General features: G+C 68.7%; 10 protein-coding genes and 1 tRNA gene. 2 read left to right on the top strand and 9 right to left on the bottom strand.

The window, feature by feature from the left end; genetic code table 11:
* Positions 1–90: 90 nt before the first annotated feature.
* From PKE84_RS08405 to serS, 4 genes are all read right to left on the bottom strand, one after another.
* Positions 91–175, bottom strand: a tRNA-Ser gene (locus PKE84_RS08405).
* 50 nt (positions 176–225) lie between these two features.
* The gene (locus tag PKE84_RS08400; protein ID WP_271176777.1) at positions 226–1,536 is read right to left on the bottom strand and encodes an LCP family protein; all 1,311 of its coding nucleotides are present in this window, start codon (positions 1,534–1,536) and stop codon (positions 226–228) included.
* 139 nt (positions 1,537–1,675) lie between these two features.
* Positions 1,676–2,479 (bottom strand): HAD family hydrolase, encoded by an 804-nt coding sequence (locus tag PKE84_RS08395; protein WP_271176776.1) that lies wholly within the window; start codon positions 2,477–2,479, stop codon positions 1,676–1,678.
* Positions 2,476–3,741, bottom strand: coding sequence for a serine--tRNA ligase (gene serS / locus PKE84_RS08390; RefSeq protein WP_271176775.1), 1,266 nt, complete (start codon positions 3,739–3,741; stop codon positions 2,476–2,478). Before serS ends, PKE84_RS08395 begins: the two co-directional genes overlap by 4 nt.
* Before the next feature lie 119 nt (positions 3,742–3,860).
* On the opposite strand from serS, the gene PKE84_RS08385 reads away from it, so the two are divergent.
* On the top strand, positions 3,861–4,853 hold the full coding sequence (locus PKE84_RS08385) for a diacylglycerol/lipid kinase family protein (protein WP_271176774.1): 993 nt from the start codon (positions 3,861–3,863) through the stop codon (positions 4,851–4,853).
* On the opposite strand, the gene PKE84_RS08380 is transcribed toward PKE84_RS08385, so the two are convergent.
* Genes PKE84_RS08380 through pheA form a run of 3 tightly spaced genes read right to left on the bottom strand, consistent with a single transcriptional unit; the run spans position 4,831 to position 6,909 of the window.
* Entirely contained in the window at positions 4,831–5,103 is a 273-nt protein-coding gene (locus PKE84_RS08380) for a hypothetical protein (RefSeq protein WP_271176773.1), read from the bottom strand. The genes PKE84_RS08385 and PKE84_RS08380 overlap by 23 nt on opposite strands.
* On the bottom strand, positions 5,104–5,874 hold the full coding sequence (locus tag PKE84_RS08375; RefSeq protein WP_271176772.1) for a hypothetical protein: 771 nt from the start codon (positions 5,872–5,874) through the stop codon (positions 5,104–5,106).
* Between the two features lie 27 nt (positions 5,875–5,901).
* A complete protein-coding gene (gene pheA, locus PKE84_RS08370; protein ID WP_271176771.1) occupies positions 5,902–6,909 on the bottom strand; it encodes a prephenate dehydratase in 1,008 nt (335 codons plus the stop codon).
* A gap of 97 nt (positions 6,910–7,006) precedes the next feature.
* Here pheA and pgm point away from each other — a divergent pair, with 97 nt between their 5' ends.
* Complete coding sequence (pgm, locus tag PKE84_RS08365; RefSeq protein WP_271176770.1) at positions 7,007–8,629, top strand: phosphoglucomutase (alpha-D-glucose-1,6-bisphosphate-dependent); 1,623 nt, start codon at positions 7,007–7,009, stop codon at positions 8,627–8,629.
* A gap of 33 nt (positions 8,630–8,662) precedes the next feature.
* Here the strand turns inward: pgm and PKE84_RS08360 are convergent, their stop codons facing one another.
* Both PKE84_RS08360 and PKE84_RS08355 read right to left on the bottom strand, forming a co-directional pair.
* Positions 8,663–9,595 carry a M15 family metallopeptidase gene (locus PKE84_RS08360; protein ID WP_271176769.1) on the bottom strand — a complete coding sequence of 311 codons (933 nt, stop codon included), beginning with the start codon at positions 9,593–9,595 and terminating at the stop codon, positions 8,663–8,665.
* Between the two features lie 71 nt (positions 9,596–9,666).
* Complete coding sequence (locus PKE84_RS08355) at positions 9,667–10,455, bottom strand: amidase domain-containing protein (RefSeq protein WP_271176768.1); 789 nt, start codon at positions 10,453–10,455, stop codon at positions 9,667–9,669.
* Positions 10,456–10,823: the final 368 nt, after the last annotated feature.

Below are 10,823 nucleotides of genomic sequence, written 5' to 3'. Positions count from 1 at the left end.
GCTGAGTTCGTGCGCAAAACGCGATTCCCAAGGAACGGCAATGGCCCGACATCCCAGTAAATTACTGGGATGTCGGGCCATGTGAAGGTGCGGAGGGCGTGGGATTCGAACCCACGAGACATTTCTGCCCACCAGTTTTCAAGACTGGCTCCATCGGCCGCTCGGACAGCCCTCCTGGCGCCGGCGAACCGGCATCGACCGATTCTAACGGACGGCGCGAAGGGCCTACTCGCTGAACGGCTTCGAACAGGTGACCTGACCGGCCGTCTGCCCGTGCACATCCGACGGCAGGTCCACCGAGCTGTCAGCACCCGTGCTGGGAGCCGGCGTCGAGGTCGCACTGTTCGAGGGCGTCGACGACGGCGGGGTCTGCGTCGCCGGCGCCTGCGTCGCCGGAGCCTCGGTCGACGGAGCAGTCGTCGACGTCCCGCCCGCCGCGGCCTCGGACCCCACGCCGGTGTCGCCCGTGAGCGTGATCGACTTGTCCGACTTGAGCGCCGTCATCAGCGTGTCCGCGGCATCCTCGGTCGGCTCGACGCCGCCATCCGATGTGTAGTGGTTCGGATACTGCACGAAGACGACCTTGTTCAGGTCGATGTTCTTGAGCGCGGCCGCCATCGAGGCGATCGTCGTCATGTTGCTGAGGCTCTCGGAGAGCTTGATGTTCTTCACCGCCGCGCGCGCGATCCCGTAGACCTTCACCGGGTTAGACAGCGTGTCCGCGCTCTTGATGGTGCGCACGAGCGACGAGAGGAAGACCTGCTGGTTGCTGATGCGGCCGAGGTCGGAACCGTCGCCCACACCGTGCCGGGTGCGGAGGAACGCCAGCGCCTGCGAACCCTCAAGGGTGTTCTGGCCGGCCTTCACATCGAGTCCCGTGTACGGGTCGGTGATGTTTCCGGCGACGCAGACGGGAACGCCGCCCACCGCGTTCGACATCTCGATGACACCGTCGAACTCGATCACGCCGGCGTACGGGATGGTCAATCCGGTCAGCTGCTCGACCGTCAGAACGGTGCAGGCGAGGCCGCCGTAGCTGAGCGTCGTGTTGATCTTCTGCCGGCTCATCGCGTCGAAGCTGCCCTTACCGTCTTCGGTCGGGCACGACGGGATCGAGACGAACATGTCCCGGGGGAAGCTGACGACAGTCGCGTTCTTGTGGTCGGCAGAGACGTGCAGCAGCATCGTCACGTCGTTCAGGACTTCGCCGCGCGAGCCGTAGGCCTTGTTGCCGCCACCGCTGTCGCTACCCGCGAGCAGCACGTTGAAGCCCCCGCTGATGGCACCGACCTGCGGGATCGGGTTGCCCTTCGCGTCGACCAGCTTGACGGTGGACTTGACCTCCGACGCCACGTTCCAGACTGCGTAGGCGGCGACGGACACGCCGCTGACCAGAGCGACGCCGACGATCGCGGCGATGAGCTTGAGGAGGAACTGAACGGGATGGTGCCGCTTGAGGCGTCCGTGCCGGGCGATGCTGGGGCCGGCAGACTTCTCTTGTGCGCGCGCAGAGGCGCGCGTGGGCAACTCGTTCATTCACTCCCTTTCGCGGCGCACTCCCGTCGCCGGAGGCGATGGATCGGGGGTCAGAGTACTGCGCACGTGGATGTACACGGGCTTCCAGGCTCCCAGAACACCCTGGCAAACCTCTGGACGGAGGCGCAAGAAGTGCTGATCACAGGGTGTCGAGGAACGCCGCCAGACCGTCTTCGTCCACTGGGAGGGTGACGACCGTCGCCGCCGCCTTGACCTCATCCGGAGCCTGCCCCATCGCGACGGCACGCCCCTCGGCGCCCGCCCACTGCAGCAGATCGATGTCGTTGCGTCCGTCGCCGACCGCGACCAGGCGATCGAACGGGATGCCCAGCTGCTGTCGGACGCGCTCCATGGCCGTCGCCTTGTTCACGCCGTCGGGCGCGATGTCGAGCCACGCCGTCCAGCCGATCGCGTAGCTGACCTTGTGCAGCCCCATCTGCTCCACGATCGAGAGGAACTGCTCCTCGTCGTGCTGCGGAGAGACCACTACGACGCGCGTCGCCGGCTGAGCGGCGAGCTCCTCGAACGACACCTGCGTCGCGTTGACGAGCTCCCAGTCGGTCATGCCCTCGGTGTACCGGCGGAAGCCGGTCGCGTCCTCGACCATGAAGCTGCCACGCGGCAGGAACGGCCGGATGGTCTCCAGCACCTCGGTCGGATCGAACACCTCCACGAACTCGCGCCGGTAACCACCCTCGACGGTTTCGTCGCGCTGCATCGTGAGGGCGCCGTTGGCGCACACGACGAACTCGCTGGTGAGGCCGAAGCGCTCGTGGATGGGCCGCGCCGTCTCCCAGCTGCGGCCGGTGGCGAGCATGACCTCGTGACCCGCGTCGCGCATCCGGCCGACCGCCTGGAGGACGGCGGGTCCGACGGTCTCGTCCTCGTGGATGAGCGTGCCGTCGACGTCGAGCGCGATCAGCAGGCGGTCGTCAGCGGTCACTTGGCGATCGGCTCCAGCACTTCGAGGCCGCCCAGGTACGGGCGCAGCGGCTCGGGAACGATCACCGATCCGTCGGCCTGCTGGTGGGTCTCGAGGATGGCGACCAGCCAGCGGGTGGTGGCCAGAGTTCCGTTCAGCGTCGCGACCGGGCTGGTCTTGCCGCTCTCGGTGCGATACCGGATGTCGAGGCGCCGGGCCTGGAACGTCGTGCAGTTCGACGTCGAGGTGAGCTCGCGGTACGCATCCTGAGTGGGGACCCACGCTTCGACGTCGTACTTGCGGGCGGCGCTCGAACCGAGGTCGCCGGCCGCGGTGTCGATCACGCGGTAGCTGAGCCCGAGGGCCTGCAGCATGTCCTCCTGATACGACAGCAGCCGCGCGTGCTCCGCCTCCGCCTCCTCGGGAAGCGTGTAGACGAACATCTCGAGCTTGTTGAACTGATGCACCCGGATGATGCCGCGGGTGTCCTTGCCGCCCGAGCCCGCCTCGCGGCGATAGCAGGTCGACCACCCGGCGTAGCGGAGGGGCTCGTTCACGTCGATGATCTCGTCGGCGTGATATCCGGCGAGCGCGACCTCGCTCGTGCCGGTGAGGTAGAGGTCGTCGGCGGGCAGGTAGTAGATCTCGTCGGCGTGCGCACCGAGGAAACCAGTGCCCTGCATGATCTCGGGCTTCACCAGCGTGGGAGTGATGAGCGGCACGAATCCGGCCGCCAGTGCGCGGTCGAGCGCCATGTTCATGAGGGCGAGCTCGAGGCGTGCACCGATGCCGCGCAGGTAGTAGAAGCGCGCTCCGGAGACCTTGGCGCCGCGGGCCATGTCGATGGCGCCGAGCAGTTCGCCGATCTCGAGGTGATCGCGCGGCTCGAAATCGAACGTGGGCTTCTCGCCGACGGTCTTGAGCGTGATGAAGTCGTCTTCGCCTCCGGCGGGAACCCCGTCGATGATCGGGTTGCCGATGCTGCGGAGCACCTCGGTGAAGCGGGCCTCGGCCGCGTTGGTGGCGTGCTGCGCCTCCTTCACGCGGCCCGCCAGGCTCTGCGCCTGCGCCACCAGCTCCTTCTTCTCGTCTTTGGGAGCGGCGGCGACCTTCTTGCCGAAGGCGTTCTGCTCAGCGCGCAGCTCTTCGAAGGCGGTGATCGCCGCCCGCCGCTCACGGTCGGCCTGCAGCGCCTCGTCGACGAGTTCGGCGGAGTCACCCCTGGCCTCTTGCGATCGCTTGATGAGGTCGGGGTTTTCGCGGAGGAGGACTGGATCGATCACCCGCTCAGCTTATCGAGCACGGGCGACGAGCGGCCCCAGCAGTGCGCAGTGGCCGCGCACGGTCGTCAGGTGGCAACCGGCTGGTCATCCGCCGGCAACCCAGCGGCTAGCCTGAGCAGGTGATCGATCGGGCGAGCACCACCCCGGCTCTGGCCGCCATCATCTACAACCCCATCAAGGTCGACATCGACCGGGTCAGGATCGCGGTGCAGGATGCCGCCGCTCGCGCAGGCGACATCGACCTGCTCTGGCTCGAGACCCGCGTCGACGACGAGGGCCAGGGCCAGACGCGGCACGCGCTCGAAGCCGGTGCGACGCTCGTGATCGCTGCGGGCGGCGACGGCACGGTGCGCGCGGTCGCCGAGGCCCTGCGCGGTCAGGATGCGGAACTCGCGCTCATCCCGTCGGGCACCGGCAACCTGCTGGCCCGCAACCTCGGCGTCACGCACACGAGCCTCGACGAGGCGTGCAGCATCGCCTTCAGCGGGGACACCCGCGCGATCGACATCGGGCTGGCGCGCGTCACTGACGCGGACGGCGACCTGCGCGAGCATGCCTTCCTGGTGATGGCCGGGCTGGGCATCGACGCGGCGATGATCGCGAACACCCGGCCGGTGCTGAAGCGCCGGCTCGGCTGGCTCGCCTATGTGGATGCCGGCTTCCGGGCGCTCCCCCGCACCAAGAAGGTGCGCGTCGGCTACGCCCTCGACGGCGGCGAGGGCAACACGGCGCACGTGAGCACCATCCTGGTCGCCAACTGCGGCAACCTCCCCGGCAACATCGAGCTCATCCCCGACGCCCTCATCGACGACGGGATGCTCGACATCGCCGTGCTGCAGCCCAAGACGATCTTCGGCTGGCTCATGATCTGGCGCCGCGTCACCTGGGAGAACCGGGTGCTGCGCAAGAGCGCACTCGGGCAACGGATCATCCCGATGACGGAGCGGCCGTCGCGCACCGAGCTCACCTACCTGCGTGGCGCGACGGTGCGGCTGACGGTCGAGGATGCCGAGCCGTTCGAGCTCGACGGCGACGAGTTCGGCGAGATCCGCGCTGTCGACCTCAGCGTCGATCAGCGGGCGCTGATGGTCAAGGTTCCCGCCGGGCGCTGAGGCGGCGCGTTCCCGGCCGTGGCCGCCAGGCGACAGCGCGCACGAAGACCGCGGCGGTCGCGAAGATCAGGGCGAACACCGTCGTCGGTGCGCGCACCAATTGGGCCAGCCCTGCGGTCAGGATCTCCGGGCGCATCAGGTCCGCCTGCCCGTACGTCGTGGGGGCGATCGTCGGCGCGACCATGCAGAGCACGGCGACCGCTCCGAAGACGATCGCGAGGGTCACCAGCGAGCGGTATGCCCCGCGCATTCAGTCCGCCCGGCTGGATTCGTCGTCGGGCTGCCCTGACGACCCTGCGCGCCGTGCCGTCAGGGCGGACAGGATGACGAGCGCGACGATGGTCGCGAGCCCGACCTCGATCAGAGGACCGGCGAGCATCCAGCCGACCTGGCTGAACACGAGTGTCGTCACGTCTTGCGACGACGTGGGGCTCGACGTGTACGACGTGAACACCGACACGATGTAGAGCACGACGCCCAGGATCACGAAGCCGCCGCCGATGATCCAGAGTGCGAGGAAGTAGGGGTTGCGTCGCGGGGAGACGTCGAGGCCGTCGAGGAAGGAGCCGCGGACGACGACCGGCTCGACGATGACCGCCGGCGCATCGGGACCGGGAACATCGGCGTCGACCTCGGCACCCGGGGTGACGCCGGTGCCGTAGGCCGCGTTCACCGGATCGGGCGCGAGACGCTGGTCGAGCGTGCGCAGGTCGTCGGCGAAGCGCGAATCGCGGGAGGCGTCGGAGCGCGGGGCGTCGGCGTGCGGGGCATCCGCAACGCGAGCCGCGGCGGGAGCGGTTCCGGGCGACGGACGACGGAAGGGCGCGTCCGCGTCGGCCTGCGAGCGCACCCTCGTGCGCGTGCGTTCACCCGGGGCGGGCTGGTAGCCGCGCTGGAACGCCGGATCGAAGCGCGGGTCGAATTCGGTCTCCGCCTGCTCGCCGTCGGCGCCGGATGCTTCGGGCGGAGGGCCGCCGGGCGCGGATTCGCCCCCGTCGCGACCTGTGTCGTCCAGGATCATGGCGCCTCCTTGCTCCTGGCTCGCAGCCTACCCCTGTGCCGCCGCGGCGGCCGGGGTCGCCGGAACAGCGCCCTCGGGTGCGGTGAGCGACGCGAGCCAGTCGCGCGCTTCGGTGAAGACGGCGTCGCGGTACCGGGGGTCGAACTCGACCTTCTGCTTGTCGGCACGGGGATACGAGCCGAGGAAGATGACGGCCGGGCTGAACCGGCGCAGGCCGAGCAGCGCATCCGCGACGCGCTCGTCGTGGATGTGTCCGTCGGCGTCGATCACGAACCGGTAGCGGCCGAGGGCGTCGCCGATCGGCCGCGACTCGATCAGGCTCAGGTTGACCCCCCTGGTGGAGAACTGCTCGAGCAGGTCGAGCAGGCTTCCCGGGCGATCATCCGGCAGCTCGGCGATGAGGCTCGTCTTGTCGGCGCCGGTCGGCTCCGGCACGCCGCGGTCGCGGCTGACCAGGACGAACCGCGTGACGGCATTGGGGTTGTCGCCGATCTCGGTGGCGAGCACGACCACGTCGTGGTGGTCGACGATGCCGGGAGGCGCGATCGCCGCATCCGCTGTGCTGCCCTCGAACAGCGATGCGGCCGCGGCCACGTTGCTCGAGGCGGGCAGGTGACCGTGCTCGGGCAGGTGGGCGTCGAGCCACAGGTGGCACTGGCCGTACGCCACCGGATGCGCGTTGACGGTCTTCACGTCGGCGAGCGTCGTGCCCGGCCGCGCGACGAGCACGAAGTTGACGGGCACCAGGTATTCGCCGATGATGCGCAGCCCGGGAACCGTCGCGAGCGCATCCTGGGCGACGGAGACGCCGCCCTCGATGGAGTTCTCGATGGCGATCATGGCGGCGACACTGCGACCGGCGACCACGTCGGCGAGCGCCTCACCCACATTGTTGACCGAGCGCCAGTTCTTGCCTGCTGCCTCCGGAACCTGACGGAGGGCCGCCTCCGTGAACGTCCCCGACGGACCGAGGAAGCTGTAGACCTCGTCGACGGAGGACGGGAGGTCGGCGGTTGGCTCGGAGCTTTCAGGCATGGCGTCAGCATAGCCAAGCGGATGCACGGCTGAAAAAGTTATCCACAACCTGAAGGTGCCCCCTGGCCTGCGTGGAGTCGAGTGGAAGGATGGTGCCATGGACGAACGAGCTGGAACCCCCGCACAGGCCTCCGATCTGGTCGACGTCGACGCCCTGCGGCGCGCGTACTACGACCTCAAGCCCGATGTGAGCATCCCGGAGCAGAGGGTGGTCTTCGGCACCTCGGGCCACCGCGGCAGCTCGCTCAACACCGCCTTCAACGAGAACCACATCGCCGCCACGACGCAGGCGATCGTCGAGTACCGCGCCTCCCAGGGCATCGACGGCCCCCTCTTCATCGGCGCCGACACGCACGCCCTCAGCGAGTTCGCCCTGACGACCGCGCTGGCCGTGCTGGTGGGCAACGAGGTGCGCGTGCTCGTCGACGAGTTCGACGACTGGGTGCCGACGCCCGCGGTGTCGCACGCCATCATCGCCTACAACCGCGCTGATCACTCCGACCAGGCCGACGGCATCGTCGTCACCCCGAGCCACAACCCGCCGTCCGACGGCGGCTTCAAGTACAACCCGCCGCACGGCGGCCCGGCCGACACCGACGCCACGAGCTGGATCGCCAATCGGGCCAACGAGCTCATCGCCGAGGGGATGACCGGGGTTCGCATGAGCGAGCCGAGCGCGGTCGAGACGTACGACTTCCGCGGCCGCTACGTCGACGACCTCGAGAACATCATCGACGTCAAGGCCATCAAGCAGAGCGGCATCCGCATCGGCGCCGACCCGCTGGGCGGCGCGAGCGTCCACTACTGGGCGGCGATCGCCGAACGCTACGAGCTCGACCTCACCGTGGTGAACCCGGAGGTCGACCCGGCCTGGGGGTTCATGACGCTCGACTGGGACGGCAAGATCCGCATGGACCCGTCGAGCCCCTCGGCGATGGCGTCCGTGCTGGCGCACAAAGACGAGTACGACATCCTCACGGGCAATGACGCCGACGCCGACCGGCACGGCATCGTGACGCCCGACGGCGGCCTGATGAACCCCAACCACTACCTGGCGGTCGCGATCGACTACCTCTACCGCACCCGCACCGGATGGCGCAGCGACGCCGCCGTCGGCAAGACCCTGGTGTCGTCCTCGATCATCGACCGGGTCGCGGAGTCGCTCGGCCGCCGCCTCTGGGAGGTGCCGGTCGGCTTCAAGTGGTTCGTGCCCGGCCTCATCGACGGTTCCGTCGGATTCGGCGGCGAGGAGAGCGCCGGCGCGAGCTTCCTGCGCTTCGACGGCTCGGTGTGGACGACCGACAAAGACGGCATCCTCCTCGCGCTGCTGGCGAGCGAGATCCTCGCCGTCACGGGCAAGACCCCGTCGCAGCTGTACGCCGAGCTCACCGAGAAGTTCGGAGACCCGGTCTACGAGCGCGTCGACGCTCCGGCCAGCCCGGCCGAGAAGGCGGCCCTGGCCAAGCTCGACGGCGACGCGATCTCAGCGACCGAGCTGGCCGGGGAGCCCATCACCGCCAAGCTGAGCCGCGCTCCCGGAAACGACGCGGCCCTCGGCGGCGTCAAGGTCGAGACGGCGACGGCCTGGTTCGCTGCTCGTCCCAGCGGCACCGAAAACGTCTACAAGATCTACGCCGAGTCGTTCGCCGGCGCCGACAACCTGCGCGAGGTGCAGGAAGAGGCGAAGCGCATCGTGGGCGACGCGCTCTCGGGGGCGTAGGGCTGATCAGCCACGGTTGCTCCCGGGCGGCGCTCAGCGATACTGGGTGCCGCCGGGGACGCCGAAGAACTCCTCGAGCGTGGTGATCCGCTTGGCGCGCAGCTCGGCGGCGAGCGCCGTGCCAACGTACCGGAAGTGCCACGGCTCGAACGTGAAGCCGGTGACGGCGACTTTATCGGCGGGATACCGAAGCAGGAAGCCGAAGCGGTAGGCATTGGCGGCGAGCCAGACGCCCTGAGGCGTCTGCGCGAAGCAGGCGTCGAGTGAGCAGCGCGCCGGCACGGCGCTGATGTCGACGGCCAGCCCGGTCTGGTGCTCGCTGTGACCCGGACGAGCGGTGTCCGTGTCGGCGTACGCGACCCCGTTCTGCGCAACGTCGTCGTTGTAGACGCGCACCTGCGAGTCGTACGAGCGGTAGGCGCTCTGCACCGAGAAATCGAGTCCGGCCTCCGCCTTGCCGGCGGCGAACATCTGCTCGAGGGCGGTGGCGACCGCGGGCACCGACGGCTGCCGGTTCACGTACGTCACGTTCGCGAACCGCAGGCTCGGCGGCACGAAGGCCGGCGGCTTCAGCGCGCGGGACTTGTTCACGACGACCCACGGGCTGGCCGGATCGTCGATCGACGCGGCCGCCTTGTTGAACGGCGGGGGCGTCGGGGAGGTCGAGGGTGTCGACGGAGGTGTGGCCGGCGACGACGCGCCGGGGGTCGGCGGCGACGTCACGGGGGTCTGGGCCGCATCCCCCGTGGGTGTCGGAGACGGGGTGGACGGGCGGGGCGACGAGTGCTGCGGTCGACGCCCGGCGTTCGGAGTCCAGGCGCTGGCGGACGTGCACGCCCCCAGCGCGATGGCGACGACAACGGCGCCGCCGATGAGCAGGGCGCGACGAACACCCCAGCGGCGCGCCTGAGGACGCCGATCCGCAGGCGTCCGCCGCCGCAGGTCGCGGCCATCCCCGTGTATCACGGGTCGAGCATAACCGCCGCCCGGTGAGGGAAGGCTGAGCCGCGCGAGCGTCTGTGTTCAGCCGCTACCGACTACTTGGAGAAGCTCCAGAAGTGGCCGATGGCGCCCGGGTGATCCGTGGTGATCGTCTCGTCGAGATCGCGGTAGTCGCTGTCTTCGTTGTGGCCGACCATCTTGATCTTGATCTGTCCGCCCACCTTCTCGACCGCGGAGACGATCTGGACGTGGTCGAGCGAGTCGTTGTCGTTCCAGTCGAACATCACGATGTCGCCGACCTTGATCTTGTCGCGCTGGTCGAGCGGGTACTCGGTGAGCCCGAGTTCCGGGTGCGCCCGGAAGTACGCGTCCATCGAGGGGACGTAGCCCCAGGCGGGCGCCCAGTCTGCGGCGGCGCCCTTGTTGTACCAGTCGGCGTTCTGCGTCCAGCCGCGGGCGATGAGCGTCTGGCTGACGAAGTTCGCGCAGTCGCCGCCGACCGAGTTGAGGTCGCCCCACTCGGCGCTGTTGTAGTTCTTCCAGTACGTGAGCGCGTAGCTGAGCTGGCGGTCGACCGGTGTCGCGACGGTGTACGAGAACGCGTCGTCGCTCGTCGCGGCCTGCTTGCCGTTCTCAGCAGTGACGGAGACGTCGACCGCTCCCGCCTTGAAGTCCGGGGCGGCGGGCACGACGGCGACGACCTTCGAGTCCGTGGCCTTCTGCACGGTCGCCTGCTGATCGCCGATCTTGACCGTTGTGACGTCGCTCAGGTTATTGCCTGTGATGGTCACGGTGTTCGCCCCGGAGACGCTCCCGGCCGCCGGCGTCACCGCAGAGATGGTCGTGCTGGTGTCGGGGGTTGCCTTGGTGATGGCTTTGGTCACTGGAGAGGGTTCACCCGCGCATCCGACGAGGACCAGGGCGGTCGCTGCTGCGATGCCGATCCCGGCGATGAGTCGACGAGGGGCGGATGACTGTGAAGAGTGGCGCATGAGACCTTCATGAAGAGTGCGGGGGCAGAGATCGGGTCTTGCCTCACGGTACCCCCGACACCTTTGCGTGACCTGTGCGAGGGTCAACGTGCCAGCATGCGGGTCTATACACACGCATGTACGTGTGGCGTGCGGATCGGTTCGCCCTCGGCGAACGGCTCGTCCGTGGAGATAGTTCACATTGCTGAAATGGTCACAGAGGGTGTAACTTTGCAGCCTCCGCAATTTTCTTTGTGCCCACACCGGTGTGTCGCCCGTGG

It is taken from the genome of Leifsonia poae (assembly GCF_027921845.1).
Taxonomy (GTDB): Bacteria; Actinomycetota; Actinomycetes; order Actinomycetales; family Microbacteriaceae; genus Leifsonia; species Leifsonia poae.
This window is presented reverse-complemented; position numbering and strand designations above follow the sequence as displayed.

Excerpts from the sequence above, each read along its gene's own strand:
- PKE84_RS08400 (WP_271176777.1), bottom strand. The coding sequence starts at position 1,536 with ATGAACGAGTTGCCCACGCGCGCCTCTGCGCGCGCACAAGAGAAGTCT.
- pheA (WP_271176771.1), bottom strand. The coding sequence starts at position 6,909 with ATGCCTGAAAGCTCCGAGCCAACCGCCGACCTCCCGTCCTCCGTCGAC.
- PKE84_RS08380 (WP_271176773.1), bottom strand. The coding sequence starts at position 5,103 with ATGCGCGGGGCATACCGCTCGCTGGTGACCCTCGCGATCGTCTTCGGA.
- PKE84_RS08375 (WP_271176772.1), bottom strand. The coding sequence starts at position 5,874 with ATGATCCTGGACGACACAGGTCGCGACGGGGGCGAATCCGCGCCCGGC.
- pgm (WP_271176770.1), top strand. The coding sequence starts at position 7,007 with ATGGACGAACGAGCTGGAACCCCCGCACAGGCCTCCGATCTGGTCGAC.